This window comes from Pseudomonas sichuanensis, assembly GCF_024749065.1.
Classification (GTDB): Bacteria; Pseudomonadota; Gammaproteobacteria; order Pseudomonadales; family Pseudomonadaceae; genus Aquipseudomonas; species Aquipseudomonas sichuanensis.
Genome location: NZ_CP087185.1, coordinates 1,211,950 through 1,235,445, shown reverse-complemented (window position 1 = coordinate 1,235,445; position 23,496 = coordinate 1,211,950). Strand labels below are relative to the sequence as shown.

The following is a 23,496-nucleotide window of genomic DNA, read 5'->3' as shown; positions in this document are numbered from 1 at the left end:
CACCTCGGCGAGTGCTAGTGAGTCCCCAGGGGCGTTCACGGATGTGAACGCTCGTAGGCTTCGCGGGCCAGGGTGCGAACAAGCTCACGCTCAACCCCCTCGAGTTCAACCATCAACGCCGTGCTTTGCTCGAGATAGTACTGCTCACCGGTCTGCTCCACCCCCTGCTCGATGACTTCCAGGCGCTGATGAAAAGGCTCGGCCAGCACTTCGAAGCGTTCGTGATCGCGTTCACGCACGTAGCGTTCCCAGAATGGCCGTTGCGCCAACGACTCGACCACCCGCTCACGGGTCTCCGAAGCAAGTACTTGCGCCTGCGCCCGCCTCAGGTCACTGGTGCTGACATTGGCGAAACTTTCGTAGTGCATGGCCGGTGGCTGCGCGGGTAATCCCAATGCCTGCGCCAGCCTGACCCGCAAGCACAGCCGTACTTCTATCTCGTCGACCATGGCGACACCGCGCTGCAGCAGGCTCTGCACATGCCGTGCGGCAATACGATCCAGTTCGTCGAGCCTAAGCAGGCCGCGCCCTAGCTGCACAAGCCGCCTTTCCACCTGAGCCTGTGGCCCTTCGAACACGGCCTGCTCGGCCAACACCGCAAGCTCGAACTGGCTCAGCGTCAGCAACAGGCGATCTTCACAGGTGCGCGGCCCACTGGCCTCGCTGAACAGGCGCATGCGCAACGATTCATGGGCGTGGCATGCCTCAAGAATGTGCCAGACCCGGCTTCGGTAGTACTCAGGATATTGGTCAAAATCATCGATCTGGGCAAAATCGGCGAGAAACCGGAACAGATCGGCCGAATCAGACTCGGCTTGCAATGCATCCCATATTGCCTGGCGCTGAGTGCGGGCCTCACCGTACTCGTGCCCCAACCACAAATCGCGCAGGGCGAAATCGACAGGGGCATGTGCCGCCTGCAGCTCACGTGAACCAGCGGCCTGCTCCAACAGCACCTCATCAGCTTCGCTCAGCGGGTTGTCATGCAGGCTCAGGCGGCCCAGACGCAGGCGCAGCGTGTTCAGCTCCAGGCGCAACTGGCGGATGCTGTTGTCGCGCAAGTCCGCCAAACCGCGCCAGGACAGACGACGCGCTGGCTCCGGCATGGTGTCCAGCCCTGTCGAACGCAGCAGTACCCGCCGCAGGTGACGCAGGCCTGCCAGGTCAGGGGCGCGCCCCAGAGGATTGTGGCTCATGTCCAGGGTATGCAGGCTCGATAGCGGCATCAGCCGGGCGTTGCCTGCCATGTCCAGGCTGATCTGATTGCGTGCCAGGTGCAGTTGCCGCAGGCGCGTCATGCGTTCTATCCCCGCAGGGATCGCAGTCAGTGCGTTCTCTCGCAGGTCCAGCTCAAGCAAGTTGGGAAAACGTGCCAGAAAATCAGCGTCGACCTCACCCAGGCCCATATCCCTGAGTACCAGGCGCCGAACGTGAGAAAAATCGACCCCTGCCGGCAACATCGGCAGGCTGCCCACCCGCTCCCCCTCGACAGTCAGCACCGGGTCACCGGCCAGATCAACCAGCTTGCGCCGCCAACTGCGTCGAATCACATCCGCCACACGCTGCCGGTGAAGCAGTTGCAACGGGTTGGCCGCCTCATCACGCCACCTGCGCAACTGCTGGCGCAATTCACCCAACTGGCGCTGCAACAGACTGTAATGCTCCCACAGGTCGACCCGCCTGCTAAGCAGATCCAGCACATAGGCTTCCATCTCAAGTTCGGTGAGCGTGGGGAAGATCTGGTGAATACCGCGTCGGATCGCCTGCCGGCTGCCCACACCCCGACCACTGAGCGGGTAACCCACGCGCCCGTCAGCCAACCGCCGAGGCGGTTGCAGGCCGCGCCCGACAGGCGCCATGCCGATCACCCTGGCCACTTGCTCGCGATCGGCACTGGCGCTGGCGGCCAGGCGATCGACGAACATCTGCTCATCGCTGGCGCCCTCCCCCAACTGCGCTTTCTGCGCTTGATCCAGGCTCAGCCACAATGCGCGCAACAGGCTGTCACGGTCAGAAGCATGCTCGGCGCCCGGGCCATCCTGCAGTGTGTATCCACCTTTGGCCTTGACCACACGCAACACAGTGCTGGCCTGCGCGCTACCCTGAGAGGCCAGCAACGCACCATCGACCTTGGCTTCGCGCAACTCGATACGCACGCTTGCCGGCCAAGGCAGCAAGCGCTCGACCAGCCCCAACGCCAGACGTTCGCAGTCAGGGTTGACCGCTTCGGCTCCGCGCAGGCCGGCACAAGCACGATCCAGGCGGCTGTTCCGCAGCTGCCAGCGTGCCCGCTCGGCCAACGCCAGCGGCACCCGTCCACGCTCCAGCATTGCGGCGACCTGCCCGCTGCTGGCCTGCGCGACGATTTCCTCGGCCACGGAAACGCTCAGCCCTGGGAAATCCCGACGCAAAAGGCTGGCCGAACGGCTCGGCACTCGCTCACGGTCGGCCAGGTAACCATCGAAAGCCTCACCGCGCAGGGCCGGGTACTGTCGGTGCAACTCATGGCGCTCGAAAGCGTCGAGCAGCCGTGCGGGGGGCGGGGCGTTTTCCAGGTGCAATTGGCGAAGACGCCCCTCGTCCAGGCCTGTCACCTCGGCCAGCATCTGAGCGGTAGCGTTCGGCACGCTCGCCAATCGGCGATCCAGGCGACGCAACAACAGGCCAACACCTTGCCAGCGTTGTGGCTGCTCCAGCTCATGGCGCCAGCTCCCGCTGCCGTTGTGCTCAAGCCTGGGCGCATGGGCTGTGCTGCGCCGGGGATGCTGGATGCGCCATTGGCCGCCCTCTGCCGATCGGCTCACCTGGTAGGCCCCATCGGGCAAGCGCAGGCGCCAGCCATCCGCCACGCGTACCTGATGCCCAACTGCCGTGTCCTGGTCTTCCAGCTGATAGGCCTCGAGTCGCTCGCTGGCGAGCCGGGTCGCCCCCGTGCCGGTACGCACCGGCATCAGCCCATCCACGAACGGCAGGCGCCGTGTGAGCCCCACGGCGGCGGACCCTGCCTTGCCCACCACGACCCCGACCGCCAGGTTCTGCGCCACGGTGAACAGATGGTCCAACGCGCCCTGGCGATCACCGATCTGCCAATCCTGATAACCCTCGTAGACCTGTTCGGCGATCTGTACCGCCGTCACAGTCAGCATCACCTCCCCCAACACTGGGATGAACAGCCCGGCCAAGGCCAGCAAGTCGAAACCAGCTGCAATCATCCCATCCAGGCGTGCATGTCGGTCGACGTCGTCTTCATCGCCGGTCGGCACCGCCAGCACGCGGGCATCGTCCAGCAACTTCTCCAGTTGCAGTTTGCGCAAATGCACGAATAGCGAATCATCGATGGCCAGGTTGCGCCCGTCCAGTTCGAGCGCCGCCCCCGCCGCAGTAGCCCTGCCCAACGCCTTGAGCGCCCCGAAGAATAGCGGGCGATCCCGTTCGCTGATGAAACGCCCGAAGAACATCCTGGCAGTGCTGTCGCGCAGGCGCTTGCCCAGTGCCAGGTAAAGTGCCTCCCAGGATGCATATCGGCTCAGAGGTTGCCGGGGGTCTCCCGGAATCCAGGCGATCACGGCCTTGAGCGGCTCGCCTGGCGCATCGCGGACCTCAAGAGTGACCACGCCGCGCACCTTCTTGCCCAACAGGTAGAGCTGGCGGACCGTGATCTGCCCGGGGGCCGATGGCACTGCCGGCTTCGCGGCAAAAACCGCCAGCAATTCGAAATAGCTCTGTTCATCGACCTGCTCCCTGAGCCTGGCCATGCGTACTGCCACTTCCAACTGCGCCCGATGGTTCTCCTCCATCTGCCGCTCGATTTCACGACGAGTCGACCCGCCCTCCCCCGAAGGCTGGAACGTCAACTTGAGCAGGGCCTGGTAGCTGCCCCCCAGGTCGAGCTTGCGGCAAAGCATTGCGAAGGCTTCAAAACCGAACGCCAGCGGCCTGCCGGTCTCATCGGTCAGTTCGGCACGACGAAAGATCGAAGGTCGTGTCTCGCTTTCGTGGAAATTGTGCAGCGCGGCGGCCAGCAGGCTCTGGGTCGAATGATGGATGTAAGACGGCGCCTTCAGATGGGGCGAGGCAGTGGGTAGTTCGACATCCCGACTGATACCCACCTGGCAGCGGCGAACATCCAGCTTGCCAGCTCCGGCCTGCTCCAGCGCCTTCTCGAGCAGCGGTGCGGCATAAACCTCCATAGAGGGGATGGCATCGAACAAGGGCGCAAGCCGATGTGCGCTTTCCTGTTGCCCGCGCAGGGCCTGGTTGAGCGCGACCAGGCGTGACTCGTCTGCCTGGGTCAACCACGCAGGCAAGCGGTTGGCAATGAATGCATCGATTGAATCGGGCGTAATGGCAACTTCGGTCATGCCTGGGGCTCCTGGCGCAAAAGCCCCAGCAGAGCACCAGCCAGCGCCCGGCCGGCGTTAAATAGATCTTGCCAGCCATTCATTCGGTTTTCCGAACGGTCGCCGACCATCCATTCGGGAATCCGCACGAAACATCAGCATCCATTACCGTCAAAAAAGATTAATCCCCAGTGTTTTCGCGCCGTTATGATCATTGCCAGAGCTTGGCACGACTCATGCTCTACACTTGGTAGCCGAATGCACCCGCTTCATTGCGGTATTCGTTGAACGAAAGAGTCCGCCAACGGCTCCATAAAAAAAACAAACACGTCGAGGAAAATTTGATGCGCATCGTTCGTCAATTGCTGGGCGCCGCTATCGCGGCTGCAGTCATCGCATCGCCAGTCATGGCCGAAGAGCTGACCGGCACCCTGAAGAAGATCAAGGACTCGGGCACCATCACCCTGGGCCACCGCGACTCCTCCATCCCGTTCTCCTACCTCGCCGGCAAGCCGGAGCCCGTGGGCTTCTCCCACGACATCCAGATCGCTGTGGTCGACGCCCTGAAGAAGCAACTGGGCACCGACATCAAGGTCAAGTACAACCTCGTCACCTCGCAAACCCGCATCCCACTGGTGCAGAACGGCACCGTGGACCTTGAGTGCGGCTCCACCACCAACAACGTCGAGCGCCAGCAACAGGTTGGTTTCTCGGTGGGCATCTTCGAAGTCGGCACCCGCCTGCTGACCAAGGTCAAAGACGGTCAGCCTTCCTATAAAGACTTCGCCGACCTGGCCGGCAAGAACGTGGTGACCACCGCCGGTACCACTTCCGAGCGCATCCTCAAGGCGATGAACGCCGACAAGCAGATGAAGATGAACGTGATCTCGGCCAAGGACCACGGCGAAGCCTTCAACATGCTCGAAAGCGGCCGCGCCGTGGCCTTCATGATGGACGACGCCCTGCTCGCCGGTGAAATGGCCAAGGCCAAGAAGCCGTCCGACTGGGTCATCACCGGCACCCCACAGTCGTACGAGATCTACGGCTGCATGGTGCGCAAGGACGACCCGGCCTTCAAGAAAGCGGTCGACGAAGCCATCGTCGCCTACTTCAAGTCGGGTGAGGTCAACAAGAGCTACGACAAGTGGTTCCAGCAGCCGATCCCACCGAAAGGCCTGAACCTGAACTTCCCGATGAGCGACGAGTTGAAGAAGCTGATCGCCGAGCCGACCGACAAGGCCGCGGACGAGAAGAAGTCCTGATCCCAGGCAACTAGTGGCCTGGTGCGCAACGCGCACGTTTCGATCCGACAGGCCACTTTTTAGTGTCTAACCTTTACATCCGAGGGCGTCGAACGCCCCCGGATGTATCAAGGTGCCCGTGAAACAACCGTCTGAGGGGAAATCCCGATGAATTACAACTGGGACTGGGGCGTGTTCTTCAAGTCCACCGGCGTGGGCAGCGAAACCTATCTGGACTGGTACATCACCGGCCTGGGCTGGACCATCGCCATCGCTGTCTCCGCCTGGATCATCGCGCTGCTGCTGGGCTCGCTGCTCGGCGTCATGCGCACTGTGCCTAACCGCCTGGTGTCAGGGATTGCCACCGCCTACGTCGAGCTGTTCCGTAACGTACCGCTGCTGGTGCAACTGTTCATCTGGTACTTCCTGGTGCCCGACCTGCTGCCCGAAGGCCTGCAGGAGTGGTTCAAGCAGGACCTCAACCCGACCACCTCGGCACTGATCAGCGTGGTCATCTGCCTCGGCCTGTTCACCGCCGCCCGTGTCTGCGAACAGGTGCGCACCGGTATCCAGGCGCTGCCGCGTGGCCAGGAATCGGCCGGGCGCGCAATGGGCTTCAGCCTGTCGCAGATCTACATGAACGTGCTGCTGCCCCAGGCCTACCGGATCATCATTCCGCCGCTCACCTCGGAATTCCTGAACGTGTTCAAGAACTCTTCGGTAGCGTCGCTGATCGGCCTGATGGAGCTGCTGGCACAGACCAAGCAGACCGCCGAATTCTCCGCCAACCTGTTCGAAGCGTTCACCCTCGCCACATTGATCTACTTCACCCTGAACATGGGCCTGATGCTGCTCATGCGCATGGTCGAGAAGAAAGTCTCGGTACCTGGCCTGATCTCCGTGGGGGGCAAGTAAATGGACATGGATTTCAGCGAAATCATCCCGGCCCTGCCCGCCCTGTGGGATGGCATGGTCCTGACCCTGCAACTGATGGTGATGGGTGTGGTCGGCGGTATCGCGCTGGGCACGATCCTCGCCCTGATGCGTCTGTCGTCGAGCAAGCTGCTGTCGAACTTCGCCGGCGCCTACGTCAACTACTTCCGCTCCATCCCGCTGCTGCTGGTCATCACCTGGTTCTACCTGGCGGTGCCTTTCGTGCTGCGCTGGATCACCGGCGAAGACACCCCGGTGGGCGCGTTCACCTCCTGCGTCGTGGCCTTCATGATGTTCGAGGCGGCCTACTTCTGCGAAATCGTGCGGGCCGGCGTGCAGTCGATCTCCAAGGGCCAGATGGGCGCCGCGCAGGCACTGGGCATGAGCTATGGCCAATGCATGCGCCTGATCATCCTGCCCCAGGCGTTCCGCAAGATGACCCCGCTGCTGCTGCAGCAGAGCATCATCCTGTTCCAGGACACCTCGCTGGTGTACACCGTGGGCCTGATCGACTTCCTCAACTCGGCGCGCTCCAACGGCGACATCATCGGGCGCTCCCATGAGTTCCTGATCTTCGCCGGTGTCGTCTATTTCCTCATCAGCTTCTCCGCTTCCTGGCTGGTCAAGCGCCTGCAAAAAAGGATCACCGTATGATTTCCATCAAGAACGTCAACAAGTGGTACGGCGACTTCCAGGTGCTGACCGACTGCAGCACCGAGGTCAAGAAAGGTGAAGTGGTGGTGGTCTGCGGCCCGTCGGGCTCGGGCAAGTCCACGCTGATCAAGTGCGTCAACGCGCTGGAGCCGTTCCAGAAAGGCGACATCGTGGTCGACGGCACCTCCATCGCCGACCCCAAGACCAACCTGCCCAAACTGCGTTCGCGGGTCGGCATGGTGTTCCAGCACTTCGAGCTGTTCCCGCACCTGTCGATCACCGAGAACCTGACCATCGCCCAGCGCAAGGTACTCGGCCGCAGCGAGGCGGAAGCCACCAAGAAGGGCCTGGCCCTGCTTGACCGCGTCGGCCTGGGGGCCCACGCCAAGAAGCACCCCGGCCAGCTGTCCGGCGGCCAGCAGCAGCGCGTGGCGATCGCCCGCGCCCTGTCGATGGACCCGATCGTCATGCTGTTCGACGAACCGACCTCGGCGCTGGACCCGGAAATGGTCAACGAAGTGCTCGACGTCATGGTCGAGCTGGCCCACGAAGGCATGACCATGATGTGCGTCACCCACGAGATGGGCTTCGCCCGCAAGGTCGCCAACCGGGTGATCTTCATGGACAAAGGCAACATCATCGAGGACTGCCAGAAGGAAGACTTCTTCGGCAACCCGCAAGGCCGCCACGAGCGCACCCAGCACTTCCTCAGCAAGATCCTGCAACACTGAGTGAGCCACGTCCGCTGCCTGCCCGGCAGCGGACGCTGGTCGTGACAAGGCCACTGTGATGAAATGCGACCCTTCGCTCCTTCGCCCTGCCCAGCCTGCCGTGAAATCCCGCCTGATCCGTCAATTGCTGCTACCGCCCCTGGTCATCCTGCTGATGGTCGGTCTGGGCATGGCTGGCTATCTGATCAGCGAGAGCAACGGCATCCGCACCCTCAGCGAAAGCGGCGAGCGCGCGCTGGAACTGCATGCGCGCACGGTCGAAAGCGAAATCAGCAAGTACACCTACCTGCCCAGCCTGCTGGAGCTTGAAGACAGCGTCTCGCGCCTGCTCACCGACCCCGAAGCCGGTGATCGCCAGGCCGTCAACGAATACCTCGAAGGCCTGAACCGGCGCAGCCGCAGCCGGGCGATCTTCGTCCTCGACACCAACGGCCGGGTGCAGGCCACCAGCAACTGGCGCGACGCCGATTCCTTCCTCGGCGAAGACCTGGCGTTCCGTGCCTACTTCCAGACCGCCGTGCGCGGCGAGCCCGGGCGTTTCTACGGCATCGGCAGCACCACCGGCGAGGCCGGCTATTACCTGGCCCATGGCCTGGAAGAACACGGCAAGATCATCGGCGTGGCAGTGATCAAGGTCCGCCTGGACACCCTCGAAGAGCGCTGGCAACGCGCCCGCCTGGAAGCCTTCGTCAGCGACGAGAACGGCATCATCATCCTCTCCAGCGACCCGGCCCGGCGCCTCAAGTCGGTCCGCCCGCTGAACCCGCAGATCAAGGAACGCCTGGCGCGCAGCCTGCAGTACTACTGGTGGCCGCTCAACGAGCTGCAACCGCTGGCCCGCGAAACCCTGGCCGATGGCGTGGAGAAACTGACCTTCCCGGCCAACAGCGAAACCGCCCACGGCAAGCCCCACGAGGTGACCTACCTGGCCCAGACCCGACGCCTGGTCGACACCCCCTGGCACTTCACCCTGCTCACCCCGCTGCAGGACCTGCGCCGCGAATCCATGGTGCAGGGCATCCTGGTCGGCGTGGCATTCGCCCTGCTGGCGATCCTGGCCATAGCCTGGAACGAACGACGCAAGGTGATCGCCACCCGCCTGGCTGCTCGCGAGGCGCTGGAAGAAGCCAACAGCCACCTGGAGCGCAAGATCACCGAGCGCACCGCCGACCTGCGTGCCAGCAACGAACGCCTCAAAGGCCAGATCCGCGAACGCCGCCACGCCGAACAGACCCTGCGCCAGGCCCAGGACGAGCTGGTACAGGCCGGCAAGCTGGCGGCCATCGGCCAGATGTCCACCAGCATCGCCCATGAGCTCAACCAGCCCCTGGCGGCCCTGCGCACGCTGTCGGGCAACACCGTGCGCTTCCTTGAACGCGGCGCACTGGAAACCGCCAGCGCCAACCTGCGCACCATGAACGACCTGATCGACCGCATGGGCCGCATCACCGCCAGCCTGCGCTCGTTCGCCCGGCGCGGCGACGACCGCGGTCAGGCCTCGCTGGAAAAGGCCGTCGAGGCCACCCTGCAGGTGCTGGGCAACCGCATCAGTGCCTGCCATCTGCAGTTGCACCGCCAGTTCGACGACCAGCAGCTGGCCATCGACCAGACCCGCCTGGAACAGATCCTGGTCAACCTGATCGGCAACGCCCTGGACGCCATGGCCACCCAACCGCTGCCGCAGCTGTGGCTGGAAGGCGAAGCCCAGGGCGACAAGTACCGCCTGTGGGTACGCGACAACGGCCACGGCATCGACCCGGAAGCGCGCAAGCACCTGTTCGAACCGTTCTTCACCACCAAACCGGGCGAGCATGGCCTGGGCCTTGGCCTTACCCTGTCGGCCAGCCTGGCCACCGCCGCCAAGGGCACCCTGAGCGTCGAACACCCCGCCGGTGGCGGCACTGCGTTCGTCCTCGCCTTGCCCCTGGCCACGCCCCCCACCGAATCCGCAGAGCTCCCATGAACGAAGGGTCCCTATGAACCAAGCACCCTTGACGGTCTTGATCGTCGAAGACGATCCCCATGTGCTGCTCGGCTGCCAGCAGGCGCTGGCCCTCGAGGACATCGCCTGCGAAGGCGTCGGCAGCGCCGAGCAGGCACTGGAACGCATCGGCGACGATTTCGCCGGCATCGTCGTCAGCGATATCCGCCTGCCGGGCATCGATGGCCTGGAGCTGCTCAACCGCCTCAAGGCCCGCGACCGCAGCCTGCCAGTGGTGCTGATCACCGGCCACGGTGATATCGACATGGCGGTCGGCGCCATGCGCAACGGCGCCTACGATTTCATGGAAAAACCCTTCTCGCCCGAGCGCCTGGTCGACGTGGTCCGCCGCGCGCTGGAGCAGCGCGGCCTGTCCCGGGAGGTGGTCGCCCTGCGCCGCCAACTGGTCGAACAGAGCAGCCTGGAAGGCCGGATCATTGGCCGCTCGCCGGCCATGGAGCACCTGCGCGAACTGATCGCCAACGTTGCCGACACCTCGGCCAACGTGCTGATCGAAGGCGAGACCGGCACCGGCAAAGAGCTGGTCGCCCGCTGCCTGCACGACTTCAGCCGGCGCCAGGGCCAGCCGTTCGTGGCGCTGAACTGCGGCGGCCTGCCGGAGAACCTATTCGAAAGCGAGATTTTCGGCCATGAGGCCAACGCCTTCACCGGCGCCGGCAAACGGCGCATCGGCAAGATCGAGCACGCCAATGGCGGCACGCTGTTCCTCGATGAAGTGGAGAGCATGCCGATCAACCTGCAGATCAAGCTGCTGCGCGTGCTGCAGGAGCGCACTCTGGAGCGCCTGGGCTCGAACCAGAGCATCCCGGTGGACTGCCGGGTGATCGCCGCCACCAAGTCCGACCTCGACGCCCTCGGCCAGAGCGGCCAGTTCCGCAGCGACCTGTATTACCGCCTCAACGTGGTGACCCTGGAGCTGCCGCCCCTGCGCGAGCGCCGCGAAGACATCCTGCAGCTGTTCGAGCACTTCCTGCAGCAGTCGGCGCTGCGCTTCGACCGTGAGGCGCCACAGCTCGACAGCCAGACCCTGTCGCAACTGATGGCCCACGACTGGCCAGGCAACGTGCGCGAACTACGCAACGTCGCCGAACGCCATGCCCTGGGCCTGCCGGCGTTCAAGAAGGGCCCCAGCGGCGGCGCCAGCCAGGGCCTGGGCTTTTCCGAGGCGGTCGAGGCGTTCGAGCGCAACCTGCTCAGCGACGCCCTGCAGCGCACCGGCGGCAACCTCAGCCAGGCCAGCCAGGAGCTGGGCATGGCCAAGACCACACTGTTCGACAAAGTGAAGAAATACGGCCTCGGCTGATCGGCAACCTCAACCTGGAAGACAACGTGGACCTGGTATTCAAAGCGGCCCTGGGCGCCGGCGTGGTGGTGCTGCTGGCCATCCTGTCGAAGACCCGCAACTACTACATCGCAGGGCTGGTGCCGCTGTTCCCCACCTTCGCCCTGATCGCCCATTACATCGTTGGCAAGGGGCGCTCGGTGGACGATCTGAAGACCACCATCCTGTTCGGGATGTGGTCGATCATTCCGTACTTCGTTTACCTGGCGACCTTGTATGTGCTGGTTGACCGCATGCGCCTGGAGGCGTCACTGGCGCTGGCCACGGTGGCCTGGCTGATGGCGGCGACGGTGCTGGTGAGCGTGTGGGTGCGAATGCACTGAAGGCTCGAACTGGCATCGCGGGGCAAGCCCGCTCCCACGCAGTGCATTGCCCACAGGCCTATTGCGTGGGAGCGGGCTTGCCCCGCGATAGGTTCTAGAGCCCGGCGATATGCGTCACATCCTGCCGATGCGACTGCAGGTAAGGCAGCACCGCCCCCAGCAGCGGCTGCTTGAACGGCTCCTGGAAGCGATGCGCCAGCCCCGGTATCAAGCGCAACTCACTGCCCTGGATATGCGCCGCCAGGTGCACCCCATGCATCACCGGCAGCAGCGGGTCGGCGGTGCCATGCACCACCAGCGTCGGCACCCGCAGTTGATTCAATAGCTCGACCCGGCTCGGCTCGGCGAGAATCGCCATGATCTGGCGCTTCACGCCCTCGGGGTTGAACGCCCGGTCATAGGCCTGCGCCGCCTGCTGGAGCAACACCGCGCGATCATCCTTCACCTGCGGGCTGCCCAGGGCCGCCAGCAGGTCAGCCTGCTGCTCGATCGCCACCGCACGGTTCGGTGCATTGCGCCGCGCCAGCAGCTGCACCAGCGCCGGATTTGGTGCCGGCAAGCCGGCCGCGCCCGAGCTGGACATCACCAGCGTCAGGCTGCGTACCCGCTCCGGCGCCATGGCCGCGAGGTGCTGGGCGATCATCCCGCCCATGCTCACCCCCAGCACATGGAACTGGCGGATCTGCAGCGCGTCCATCAGGTGCAGGCCGTCACCGGCCATGTCGGTCAGGCTGTAGGGCGCCGATACCGGCAGGCCCAGTTTGTAGCGCAGCACTTCGAGGGTGAGGTTGGCCGAGCCCGGCAGCTGGTTCCAGCGCGACAGGCCGACATCGCGGTTGTCGTAGCGGATCACCCGAAAGCCCTGGCGGCACAGCGCCTCGACCACGTCGTCCGGCCAGTGGATCAACTGCCCGCCCAGGCCCATGACCAGCAATAACGCCGGATCCCGCGGTGCGCCGACGCTCTGGTAGACCAGGCTCAGCTCGCCCAGCTCGGCACGTTGCACCGGCACCTGTGGGTTGCAGCGGTCGTCGGCGAAGCTCGCCGAAGCGCTAATCAGCAGAAGGAAGAAAAGTAAAAAAGCCCGCATGAAAAAAACACCAGAATGCAGATCCCCAGTAGAGCGCGAGTCTGATGAAATCCATTCGCTCGCGCTGCCACAAAACCGTGACAGTTTCATGAACCTTGCCCAGCGGTCATTGCCAAGCGGCGGTCGACAGGCCAGGGCAACATGAGGGAAACTCAACGCCATCCCGTTTTCCTCAAAGATTGTTCACGGAGCCCTTGTGCTGGAAATCCGTCACCTGAAAACCCTTCATGCCCTGCGCGAGGCCGACAGCCTGGTGGAGGCCGCCGAGCGCCTGCACCTGACGCAATCGGCGCTGTCGCACCAGTTCAAGGAGCTGGAGGAACGCCTGGGCCTGCCGCTGTTCGTGCGCAAGACCAAGCCGATCCGCTTCACCAGCGCCGGCCTGCGTTTGCTGCAACTGGCCGACGCCACCCTGCCGCTGCTGCGCGGCGCCGAGCGCGATATCGCCCGGCTGGCCGGCGGCACCGCCGGGCGCCTGCACATGGCCATCGAGTGCCACAGCTGCTTCCAGTGGCTGATGCCGACCATCGACCAGTTCCGCGACGCCTGGCCGGAAGTGGAGCTGGACCTGGCCTCAGGCTTCGCCTTCGCCCCCTTGCCGGCCCTGGCCCGCGGCGACCTCGACCTGGTGGTGACCTCCGACCCGCTGGACCTGGCCGGCATCACCTACGTACCGCTGTTCACCTACGAAGCCATGCTCGCGGTGGCCAACCAGCACCCGCTGGCCAGCAAGCCCTACATCGTGCCCCAGGACCTGCTCGACCAGACCCTGATCACCTACCCGGTGGAGCGCGACCGCCTGGACATCTTCACCCGCTTCCTCGAGCCGGCCGACATGGAACCGGCCGCGGTGCGCACCTCGGAGCTGACGGTAATGATGATGCAGCTGGTGGCCAGCGGCCGTGGTGTATGCGGCATGCCGCACTGGGCGCTGCACGAATACAGCTCGCGCGGTTACGTGAAGGGCAAGCGCCTGGGTGAAAAAGGCCTGTTCGCCACGCTGTACGCGGCGGTGCGCACCGACATGCTCGATGCGCCGTACATGCGCGACTTCCTGCTGACCGCCAAGGACACTTCGTTCGCCACCCTCGACGGGGTCAGCGCGGTGCGTTGAGGCCTTGGCGCCACAGCGGCAGGATCAGGTCGCGGGTCAGCGGCGCCAGGCTCAGGCCTGGCGTGTCGCCGGCAGCCAGCCACAGCACTTCTTCGATTTCCGCCGCCGGGGTCACGGCCTCGGCGCTGTCGACACGGAACAGCTCGGCCTTGACCACAAAGCCTGGCTCATTGGCGGCCGGGGCGCTGAAACTGCCCAGGTGCGTGGCCTGTGCCGGGTCGATGCGCAGCCCCAGCTCTTCGTGAAGCTCACGCGCCAGCGCCTGGGCCGCTGACTCCCCCGCATCGATCTTGCCGCCCGGCTGCATGAAGGCCAGGGTGCCGCGCTTGCGCACCAGCAGGGTACGGCCTTGCGGGTCGAGCAACAGGGCGGCGGCGATGTGGATGGTGTTGGGCATGGGGCGGCTCGCGGAGGGTCGGGAGACGCAGGATACCTGCCCCGCGATGAAGCCGGAACAGGCAGACGAACGGCCCCTTGCCTATCCGCCTGCAACGCTCCATAACCAATCCATGAACCTCCCCGCCCATCAGCACCCGGTGCTCGGCCTGTTCCACCCTGCCGTGGCCACCTGGTTCCGCCAGCGCTTCGCCACGGTCACCGAGGCCCAGGCCGGTGCCTGGCCGCTGATCCATGCAGGCCAGTCGATGCTGCTGGCCGCGCCGACCGGCTCGGGCAAGACCCTGAGCGCCTTCCTCGCCGTGCTCGACGAGCTGTTCTGCCAAGGGCTCGACCGCGACGGCGAACTGCCGGCGCAAACCCAGGTTGTCTACGTCTCGCCGCTCAAGGCACTGTCCAACGATATTCGCCTGAACCTCGAGGCCCCGCTCGCAGGCATCAGCGCGCAGATCGAGCAGCTCGGCCTGAAGGCGCCACGCATCACCACGGCCGTTCGCACCGGCGACACCCCGCAGAAGGAGCGCGCGGCCATGCGCAAGCTGGCCCCGCATATCCTGGTGACCACGCCGGAATCGCTGTACGTGCTGATGGGTTCGGCGTCGGGCCGCGAAGGCCTGGCCGGCGTACACACGGTGATCGTCGACGAGATCCACGCCCTGGCCGGCAACAAGCGCGGCAGCCACCTGGCCTTGACCCTGGAACGCCTGGAAGCCCTGGCCGGCCGCCCCTTGCGGCGCATCGGCCTGTCGGCGACCCAGCGCCCGGTGGAGCGGGTAGCGCAGTTCCTGGTTGGCCACCAGCGCCCCTGCGCCATCGTCGACATCGGCCATGTGCGCCAGCGCGACCTGGCCCTCGAAGTGCCGCCGGTGCCGCTGGGCGCGGTCATGGCCAGCGATGTCTGGGCGCTGGTCTACGAGCGCCTGGCCGCGCTGGCCCGCCAGCACCGCACCACGCTGATCTTCGTCAACACCCGGCGCCTGGCCGAACGGCTCACCCGCCACCTGGGCGAGCGCCTGGGCAACGACGCCGTGGCCGCGCACCACGGCAGCCTGGCCAAGGAGCATCGCCTGAAGGCCGAGCAGCAACTCAAGGCTGGCGAGTTGCAGGTGCTGGTCAGCACCGCCTCGCTGGAGCTGGGTATCGATATCGGCGATGTCGATCTGGTCTGCCAGATCGCCTCGCCCGGCTCGATCGCCGCCTTCTTGCAGCGGGTCGGGCGCTCCGGGCATCAGGTCGATGGCATGCCCAAGGGCCGGCTGTTCCCCACCTCGCGGGACGAGCTGATCGAGTGCGTCGCCTTGCTCGACTGTGTACGCCAGGGCGAACTCGACGAATTGCATATCCCGGCGGCACCGCTGGACGTGCTCGCCCAGCAGATCGTCGCCGAAGTGAGCAACCAGCCCTGGGACGAGCGCGCACTGTTCAACCTGCTGCGCCAGGCCACCCCCTACGCCGCCCTCGACCAAGGCCACTACCAGGCCCTGCTGCGCATGCTCGCCGAGGGTTTCAACGGCCGCCAGGGCGTGCGCAGCGCCTATCTGCACCGTGATGCGGTCAGCGCCAGCCTGCGCGGGCGACGCGGCAGCCAGCTGACCGCGTTGACCAGCGGCGGCACCATCCCCGAAACCGCCGATTACGCCGTGCTGCTCGAACCCCAGGCGCTGAACATCGGCAGCGTCAACGAAGACTTCGCGATAGAAAGCATCGCTGGCGATATCTTCCAGCTGGGCAACGCCTCCTACCGCATCCTGCGGGTAGAGCCTGGGCGGGTACGGGTCGAGGATGCCCGAGGCCAGCCACCGACCATTCCGTTCTGGATCGGCGAGGCGCCCGGGCGCAGCAATGAGCTGTCCGGCGCAGTGGCGCGGCTGCAGGCGCGCCTTGATCAACAATTGCAGGCCGGCGATTTCGACCAGGCGCTGGGCTGGCTGCGCACCACCTACCAACTGGATGAAGGCTGCGCCCAGCAATTGCTCGACTACCTCGGCCGCACCTGGCAGGTGCTTGGTGCCCTGCCCTCGCAGCAGACCCTGGTGATGGAGCGCTTCTTCGACGAGTCCGGCGGCACCCAGTTGATCATTCATTCGCCCTACGGCAGCCGCATCAACCGCGCCTGGGGCCTGGCCCTGCGCAAGCGCTTCTGCCGCACGTTCAACTTCGAGCTGCAGGCGGCGGCCAGCGAGGATGCCATCGTGCTGTCGCTGTCGAGCAGCCACAGTTTCGAACTGGACGAGGTCTGGCGTTACCTGAACAGCCGCACGGCCGAGCCGATCCTTGTCCAGGCCCTGCTCGACGCGCCGCTGTTCGGCGTGCGCTGGCGCTGGTGCGCGGCGGTGGCCATGGCCTTGCCGCGCTATGTGGGCGGGCGCAAGGTGCCGCCGCAGATCCAGCGGATGAAGAGCGAAGACCTGATAGCCGCGGTATTCCCCGACCAGATCGCCTGCCTGGAGAACCTGGTCGGCGAGCGGCAGATTCCCGATCACCCACTGGTCGAACAGACCCTCGACGACTGCCTGCACGAGGCCATGGACAGCGAAGGCTGGCTGGCGCTGCTGCGGCGCATGGAGGCCGGTGACATCCGCCTGCTCAGCCGCGACCTGCCGGCGCCTTCACCGCTGGCCTCGGCGATCCTCAACGCCCGCCCCTACACCTTCCTCGACGATGCCCCGCTGGAAGAGCGGCGCACCCAGGCCGTGCTCAACCGCCGCTGGAACGAAGTGCACAGCAGCGACGACCTCGGTGCGCTGGACATCGACGCCATCCGCGCCGTGCAGGCCGAGGCCTGGCCGCACGCGGCCAACGCCGATGAACTGCACGAAGCCTTGATGAGCCTGGGGGTGATCACCCAGGCCGAAGCCGAGGCCAACCCAGGGTGGATCGCCCTGCTTGGGCAACTCGCGCAGTCCGGCAGAGCCTGCCGCCTGCAGGCGGGCGGGCCGCCTATGTGGCTGGCCCGTGAGCGTCTTGACTTGATCAGCGCAGTGTTCCCCGGCGCCCACCTGGAACCAGCGCTGCCAGTGCTCCCGGGCTTCGACCAGCCTTATGCGCAGGACACCGCGCTGAGCGAACTGCTGCGAGCCCGGCTGAGCGGCTTCGGCCCATTGACCCTCGCCCAGATCGGAACGCCGCTGGGTTGCGCCCTGGGCGACTGCGAACAGGCCCTCGCCCGGCTGGAAGGCGAAGGTTACGTGCTGCGCGGCCAGTTCAGCCCGGGTGAGCGCGCAGTGCAGTGGTGCGAACGCCACCTGCTGGCGCGCATCCACCGCTATACGGTCAAGCGCCTGCGCCGCGAGATCGAACCGGTCAGCCTGCAGGACTTCATGCGTTTTCTGTTCGACTGGCAGCACCTGGCCGGCGAAGAGCGCCTGCGTGGCCCGCAGGCCGTGGGCGAAGTGCTCGGCCAGCTGCAAGGCTTCCCGGCTGCCGCCGGCGCCTGGGAGGCGGAACTGCTGCCGGCACGGATCAAGGACTACAGCCCGCACTGGCTGGACGATGCCTGCCGCAGCGGCCATTGGGCCTGGAGCCGGCTGGCGGCCACGGCCTCGGCCAGCACCTTGACCAGCGCACCCTTGGTGCTGCTGCCACGCGAGCAACTTGGCCTGTGGCGCAGCCTTGCGCCAACGCCCGATCCGCAGCAGCTATCGCCGCGCGGCCAGCGCGTGCTGCAAAGCTTGCAGGCCCACGGCGCCCTGTTCTTCGACGAACTTGCCCACGAGGCGCACCTGCTGCCCAGCGAGCTGGAAACCGCGCTGCAGGAACTGGTCGGCTTTGGCCTGGCCAGCGCCGACAGTTTCAGTGGCCTGCGCAGCCTGATCACCCCGGCGGCCAAACGCGCTTCGCGCAGCAGCCGGCGCGGGCATCCGCCGCTGTCGAGCGCCATGGCCCATGCCGGGCGCTGGGCGCTGCTGCGCCGCGCGGGCAGCGCAGTGGACAAAGACCCGCGCCTGGAACATATCGCCCGCAGCCTGCTGCGTCGCTACGGCGTGGTGTGCTGGCGCCTGCTGGAGCGTGAAAGCGATGTGCTGCCGTCGTGGCGTGAGTTGCTGCATTGCTATCACCGCCTCGAAGCCCGCGGTGAGATCCGTGGCGGGCGCTTTATCGCAGGGCTGGCCGGCGAGCAGTTCGCCTTGCCCGAAGCCATCGGGGTATTGCGCCAGGTGCGCAGGCGCGAAGCGGACGGGGCGCTGGTGGTGGTGAGTGGTTGCGATCCGTTGAACCTGGCGGGCACCTTGCTGCCGGGGGCCAAGGTGCCGGCGGTGAACGGCAATCGGCTGCTGTACCGCGATGGGGTGGCGGTGGCGTGCCGGGTGGCGGGGAAGTATCAGTATCTGGTTGATGTGCCGTTGGCTGAGCAAACGCTGTGGCACCAGCGCTTGTTGCGCTCTGGCAACTGACGCTATCGCGGGGCAAGCCCGCTCCCACGCTGGAACTCGTGGGAGCGGGCTTGCCCCGCGATAGCATTCGACTACTGCCCGGTCTTCCCGGAAAACCCGGCAAAGCGCTTGTTGAACCCGGCCACCCGCCCTTCCACCGTGGTCTTGCGCTGCTGCCCGGTGTACACCGGGTGCGAAGCGCTGGACACATCCAGCGCCACGTAGGGGTAGGTCTGGCCATCGCTGTGCTGCTGGGTGCGATCGGTATCGACGGTCGAGCCAATCAAAAAGTACGCATCGGCAGCGGTGTCATGGAACAGCACAGTGCGGTACGCGGGGTGGATGCCTGCTTTCATGGTGGGTACTCCTCGATCTCAAAGTGATACTTTATAACATATACTATCGCGAATGATTTTCGATACCCGTATTTTCATTTTTCCTGCGCCGCCCCAGGCTGGCCATGGGCCGGCCAGCGGGCTATGGTCGGGGTTCGCCCCAGGCCCTGAGCCTGACCGAGCCATTCGCAAGGACCCCGTATGAGCCTGTCACTTCTCAGTCGCTACGCCTTTTTCGCCGCCTGCGTGCTGTTTACCCTCGCCAGCCTGCCGTTGCTCCACCATGAGTGGTTGTGGCCGTTCACCCTGGCCACCGGGGTGCTCAGCCTGATCGGTGTGTTCGACCTGCTGCAACAGCGCCACGCGGTACGCCGCAACTACCCGATCCTCGGCAACATCCGCTACCTGGTCGAAGCCATCCGCCCGGAAATCCGCCAATACCTGCTGGAGTCCGACAGCGATGCCCTGCCGTTCTCCCGTGCCCAGCGCTCGCTGGTCTATGCCCGGGCGAAGAACGAAGCGTCGGACAAACCCTTCGGCACACTGATTGATGTGTACGAATCCGGTTTCGAATTCATCGGTCACTCGATGCGCCCGGCGCCATTGGCCGACCCGGCCAGTTTCCGCGTCACCGTGGGCGGCCCGCAGTGCACCCAGCCGTACTCGGCGTCGATCTTCAACATTTCAGCCATGAGCTTCGGTTCGCTCAGCGCCAACGCCATCCGCGCCCTGAACAAAGGCGCCAAGCTCGGCAACTTCGCCCACGACACCGGCGAAGGCAGCATCAGCCCCTACCACCGGGAGCACGGCGGCGACCTGACCTGGGAACTGGGCAGCGGTTATTTCGGCTGCCGCACCCCCGACGGGCGCTTCGACCCCGAGCGCTTCGCCGCCCAGGCGCGGAACCCGCAGGTGCGGATGATCGAGATCAAGATGAGCCAAGGTGCCAAACCCGGCCACGGCGGCATCCTGCCCAAGCACAAGGTCACCCAGGAAATCGCCGAGACCCGCGGCATCCTGATGGGCGAGGACTGCATCTCACCGTCGCGCCACAGCGCGTTTTCCACCCCTATCGAGATGATGCAGTTCATCGCCCAGCTGCGTGAGCTGTCCGGCGGCAAGCCGGTGGGCTTCAAGTTCTGCCTGGGCCACCCGTGGGAGTTCATGGGCATCGCCAAGGCCATGCTGGAAACCGGCATCCTCCCCGACTTCATCGTGGTCGATGGCAAGGAAGGCGGTACCGGCGCAGCGCCGGTGGAGTTCACCGACCATATCGGCGTGCCGCTGCGCGAGGGCCTGCTGTTCGTGCACAACACCCTGGTGGGCTTGAACCTGCGCGACAAGATCAAGCTCGGTGCCAGCGGCAAGATCGTCAGCGCCTTCGACATCGCCAGCGTGCTGGCGATTGGCGCCGACTGGGCCAACTCGGCGCGCGGCTTCATGTTCGCCATCGGCTGCATCCAGTCGCAGAGCTGCCACACCAACAAGTGCCCGACCGGGGTCGCCACTCAGGACGCCCTGCGCCAGCGCGCGCTGGTAGTGCCGGACAAGGCCCAGCGGGTGCTCAACTTCCACCACAACACCCTGCGCGCGCTGGCCGAGATGTTGGCGGCGGCGGGGTTGGAACACCCGGCGCAGCTGGAGGCCAAGCACCTGGTGCGGCGCATTTCGGCGACCGAGATCAAGCTGTTCTCGCAGATGCATGTGTTCCTCAAGCCGGGGGAGTTGCTGACCGGTGAGGTGAATGGGCAGTTTTATTCGCGGATGTGGCAGTTGGCGCGGGCGGATAGTTTTGAGCCGCAGAGTGAGGTGGCGGCTTGAGGGGTGCGGGCTTGCCTTTCAAGGGGGTTGCGCGAAGGCCACCAGGTGCTTGCCCGGGGATTGGGTGAGGGCCACTAGGTGTTCGCCGATGCTTTTTCAGCGCCTATGAGATCGAGCGCCGCCCGCGCGGCGCATCGCTGGCAAGCCAGCTCCCACATCTGTTTCGGGCCAGTCACTCCTGAAAGTTCATCACTGTCCGCCTTGTTGGTTCGACTCGATATTGAGGTGGGCACCACTGGCGCCTCACCTGACTTGAGGCATGCACCAAGGCGGGCAGCGGTACTTCCACAGACATAACTGGCCCGAAACAAATGTGGGAGCTGGCTTGCCAGCGATGCGCCGCGCGGGCGGCGCTCGATCTCAAGGGCGCTGCAAAACCTTCGCCTGGCACCTGGCCGCCCTGAAGCGGTGGTCGGCCAGGACCTCCCACCCCGTAAGACATTTCCGAACCTGAAACCAAATGCTTCAGCCAGCAGCGCTTGGGAACTATCCTACGCACCTGCCGGAAGTTGCTGCGTTGTCGGAGAAATCCCTCAGGGCTAACTTCACCCGGTCGCCATATTTGGTGACCGGGGTGTGAGAATCCCGAAGCCTCAAGAAATTCCGGCTTCTCTTTCATGGCAGCCGTGTACGGGCAGACTTCGGTCTGACCGGGTTTCTTGTGCCCCGGATTCTCACCCCGTTCACGGCTGCCACCCTTTGTCTTGTGAGAATTGCCTGGGGTGGTGCCTCCCTGAGCCAGCACAAGAGATACACCTATGAAAAAAATCGTCCCCGATCCACCGCGTTTCTTCCCTTACCTGACCATCTCCGCCGACCTCACCCCCGAAGCCGCCCGTACCGAAGCCACCTCGCTGATGGAATGCCTGCGCGAAGTCCTCGACATGTACTTCGACACCGAAAGCGAAGAGCAGCGCCAGACCCTGCTCAATACCTGCGTCTACCTGAACCAGCTGCTCTACCCCCTGATCCGCCACGAAACGGGAGCGCAGCCATGACCACCCCGACCAACCATGGCAACACCTCAGGCACCACCACCTGCCTGGAGCTGTTCCGCATCCAGCCCGGCATCCCCTTCCAGCACGCTTTCGACGAGCTGTCGGTACTGCTCGGCTGCATCCGCCACCTCACCTGCGAAGCTGAAATGGAAGGCGACATGCTCGCCGGCAGTTCAGCGCGCATCCTCAGCGCCATGGCCAAGGCGTTGATCGATGACATGGAGCTGGGAATGAATCGCTCCGGTTGATCCAATGGCCTCATCGCGGGGCAAGCCCGCTCCCACGTTCAAATGCGTGGGAGCGGGCTTGCCCCGCGATGAGGCCCTCGCAACAGACACAAAAACAAAGCCCCGGCACTGGCCGGGGCTTCGTTGATCAGGCGGCGTTACTCGCCACGCCTTGCGCCTCTTTCGGCGCCAGGCGGAAGCTGTAGTACAGCGCCGTCAGCAGCACCAGGAACGCCGGGCCAATGTACAGCGCCACGCGGGTCTCCTCGAAGTACGCCATCAGCCCCACCACCAGCACCAGGAACGCCAGCGCCAGGTACGAGCTCAGCGGCCACAGCCACATGCGGTACTTGAGCGCGTTGCGCTCGGCAGTAGACAGCCCGGCACGGAACTTGAGCTGCGCCAGCAGGATCATGACCCAGGTCCAGATCGCGCCGAAGGTGGCGATCGAGGTCACCCAGACGAACACCTTCTCCGGCACCAGGTAGTTGGCCAGCACGCCCAGCAGCAGCGCGCCGATCGACAGCAGCAGCGCATTGCGCGGCACGCCGCTCTTCGAGGTGCGGGCGAAGGTGGCCGGGGCCTGGCCGTTCTGCGCCAGGCTGTAGAGCATGCGCCCGGTGCTGAAAATGCCGCCGTTGCACGACGATAGCGCGGCGGTGATCACCACGAAGTTGATGATGCCGGCGGCGGTCTTGATGCCCAGGCGCTCGAAGGTCATCACGAACGGGCTGCCCTGGCTGCCGATTTCGTTCCACGGGTAGATCGACAGGATCACGAACAACGCGCCCACGTAGAACAGCAGGATGCGCCAGAACACCGAGCCGATGGCCTGGGGGATGGTCTTCTGCGGGTTGCGCGCTTCGCCGGCGGTCAGGCCGATCATTTCCACGCCCAGGTAGGCGAACATCACCATCTGCAGCGACATCAGCACGCCGGTCACGCCGTTGGGCATGAAGCCGCCGTTGCTCCACAGGTTGGAGATGCCCATGGCCACGCCGTCATTGCCGAAGCCGAACGCGATCACGCCGATGCCGCCGAGCACCATGGCAATGATGGTGACGATCTTGATCAGAGCGAACCAGAACTCGAACTCGCCGAACGCCTTGACCGCGATCAGGTTGATCGCGCCCATGCTGCCCAGGGCCATCAGCGCCCAGATCCAGCGCGGCACATCGGGGAACCAGATGCCCATGTAGATGGCCACCGCGGTGATTTCGGCAACGCAGGTCACCAGCCACAGGAACCAGTAGTTCCAGCCGGTCAAGAAGCCCGCCAGCGGGCCGAGGTAGTCTTGGGCGTAGCGGCTGAAGGAACCTGCGACCGGGTTGTGCACGGCCATTTCGCCGAGGGCGCGCATGATCACCAGGATGGCCAGGCCACCGATGATGTAGGACAGCATGATGGCGGGGCCGGCCATTTCGATGGCCTTGGCCGAACCGAGGAACAGGCCGACGCCGATACAGGCGCCGAGGGCCATCAGGCGGATGTGCCGTTCGCCCAGTTCGCGCTTGAGCGGGCCGCCCTGGGCGGACTCGCCGTGGGCAGGATGGTTGCCGACTGGCATAGCAATACA

17 protein-coding genes are annotated in these 23,496 nt (G+C 65.2%); 12 read left to right on the top strand and 5 right to left on the bottom strand.

The features are described 5' to 3' along the window. Positions 1-35: 35 nt before the first annotated feature. A complete protein-coding gene (locus LOY51_RS05720; protein ID WP_258645167.1) occupies positions 36-4,361 on the bottom strand; it encodes an NEL-type E3 ubiquitin ligase domain-containing protein in 4,326 nt (1,441 codons plus the stop codon). A gap of 323 nt (positions 4,362-4,684) precedes the next feature. Between LOY51_RS05720 and LOY51_RS05715 the strand changes: the two genes are divergently transcribed. The 7 genes from LOY51_RS05715 to LOY51_RS05685 all read left to right on the top strand — a co-directional run bounded on the left by LOY51_RS05715 (position 4,685) and on the right by LOY51_RS05685 (position 11,566). Beyond that, entirely contained in the window at positions 4,685-5,602 is a 918-nt protein-coding gene (locus tag LOY51_RS05715) for a glutamate/aspartate ABC transporter substrate-binding protein (RefSeq protein WP_125462845.1), read from the top strand. A gap of 147 nt (positions 5,603-5,749) precedes the next feature. Continuing rightward, on the top strand, positions 5,750-6,496 hold the full coding sequence (locus LOY51_RS05710) for an amino acid ABC transporter permease (RefSeq protein WP_125462844.1): 747 nt from the start codon (positions 5,750-5,752) through the stop codon (positions 6,494-6,496). After that, positions 6,497-7,168 (top strand): amino acid ABC transporter permease, encoded by a 672-nt coding sequence (locus LOY51_RS05705; RefSeq protein WP_125462843.1) that lies wholly within the window; start codon positions 6,497-6,499, stop codon positions 7,166-7,168. It abuts the gene before it with no gap. Continuing rightward, positions 7,165-7,899: an amino acid ABC transporter ATP-binding protein gene (locus LOY51_RS05700; RefSeq protein WP_110995129.1), complete on the top strand. Its 735-nt coding sequence runs from the start codon at positions 7,165-7,167 to the stop codon at positions 7,897-7,899. The genes LOY51_RS05705 and LOY51_RS05700 overlap by 4 nt, the downstream gene beginning before the upstream one ends. Before the next feature lie 58 nt (positions 7,900-7,957). Further along, on the top strand, positions 7,958-9,862 hold the full coding sequence (aauS, locus tag LOY51_RS05695; protein WP_125857622.1) for a two-component sensor histidine kinase AauS: 1,905 nt from the start codon (positions 7,958-7,960) through the stop codon (positions 9,860-9,862). A gap of 13 nt (positions 9,863-9,875) precedes the next feature. Continuing rightward, complete coding sequence (gene aauR / locus LOY51_RS05690) at positions 9,876-11,204, top strand: two-component response regulator AauR (protein ID WP_125462841.1); 1,329 nt, start codon at positions 9,876-9,878, stop codon at positions 11,202-11,204. A 26-nt stretch (positions 11,205-11,230) separates the two neighbouring features. Beyond that, the gene (locus LOY51_RS05685; protein ID WP_125462840.1) at positions 11,231-11,566 is read left to right on the top strand and encodes a GlpM family protein; all 336 of its coding nucleotides are present in this window, start codon (positions 11,231-11,233) and stop codon (positions 11,564-11,566) included. A 94-nt stretch (positions 11,567-11,660) separates the two neighbouring features. Here LOY51_RS05685 and LOY51_RS05680 read toward each other — a convergent pair whose 3' ends face one another. Then, on the bottom strand, positions 11,661-12,656 hold the full coding sequence (locus LOY51_RS05680) for an alpha/beta fold hydrolase (RefSeq protein ID WP_258645163.1): 996 nt from the start codon (positions 12,654-12,656) through the stop codon (positions 11,661-11,663). A 196-nt stretch (positions 12,657-12,852) separates the two neighbouring features. On the opposite strand from LOY51_RS05680, the gene metR reads away from it, so the two are divergent. Further along, the gene (gene metR / locus LOY51_RS05675; protein WP_125462838.1) at positions 12,853-13,770 is read left to right on the top strand and encodes a transcriptional regulator MetR; all 918 of its coding nucleotides are present in this window, start codon (positions 12,853-12,855) and stop codon (positions 13,768-13,770) included. Here the strand turns inward: metR and LOY51_RS05670 are convergent. Next, on the bottom strand, positions 13,754-14,167 hold the full coding sequence (locus LOY51_RS05670; protein ID WP_125462837.1) for an NUDIX hydrolase: 414 nt from the start codon (positions 14,165-14,167) through the stop codon (positions 13,754-13,756). The genes metR and LOY51_RS05670 overlap by 17 nt on opposite strands. 112 nt (positions 14,168-14,279) lie before the next feature. On the opposite strand from LOY51_RS05670, the gene LOY51_RS05665 reads away from it, so the two are divergent. Then, positions 14,280-18,560 (top strand): DEAD/DEAH box helicase, encoded by a 4,281-nt coding sequence (locus tag LOY51_RS05665; protein WP_258645156.1) that lies wholly within the window; start codon positions 14,280-14,282, stop codon positions 18,558-18,560. A 71-nt stretch (positions 18,561-18,631) separates the two neighbouring features. Here the strand turns inward: LOY51_RS05665 and LOY51_RS05660 are convergent, their stop codons facing one another. After that, the gene (locus LOY51_RS05660) at positions 18,632-18,895 is read right to left on the bottom strand and encodes a type B 50S ribosomal protein L31 (RefSeq protein ID WP_125857617.1); all 264 of its coding nucleotides are present in this window, start codon (positions 18,893-18,895) and stop codon (positions 18,632-18,634) included. Positions 18,896-19,075: 180 nt separating this feature from the next. Between LOY51_RS05660 and LOY51_RS05655 the strand changes: the two genes are divergently transcribed. From LOY51_RS05655 to LOY51_RS05645, 3 genes are all read left to right on the top strand, one after another. Further along, positions 19,076-20,695: an FMN-binding glutamate synthase family protein gene (locus tag LOY51_RS05655; protein WP_125462834.1), complete on the top strand. Its 1,620-nt coding sequence runs from the start codon at positions 19,076-19,078 to the stop codon at positions 20,693-20,695. A 758-nt stretch (positions 20,696-21,453) separates the two neighbouring features. Then, entirely contained in the window at positions 21,454-21,693 is a 240-nt protein-coding gene (locus LOY51_RS05650) for a hypothetical protein (protein ID WP_258645151.1), read from the top strand. Next, positions 21,690-21,941, top strand: a complete 252-nt coding sequence (locus LOY51_RS05645; protein ID WP_125462832.1) for a DUF3077 domain-containing protein — start codon at positions 21,690-21,692, stop codon at positions 21,939-21,941. The genes LOY51_RS05650 and LOY51_RS05645 overlap by 4 nt, the downstream gene beginning before the upstream one ends. Before the next feature lie 127 nt (positions 21,942-22,068). Here the strand turns inward: LOY51_RS05645 and LOY51_RS05640 are convergent, their stop codons facing one another. After that, the gene (locus tag LOY51_RS05640) at positions 22,069-23,487 is read right to left on the bottom strand and encodes an amino acid permease (protein ID WP_125462831.1); all 1,419 of its coding nucleotides are present in this window, start codon (positions 23,485-23,487) and stop codon (positions 22,069-22,071) included. Positions 23,488-23,496: the final 9 nt, after the last annotated feature.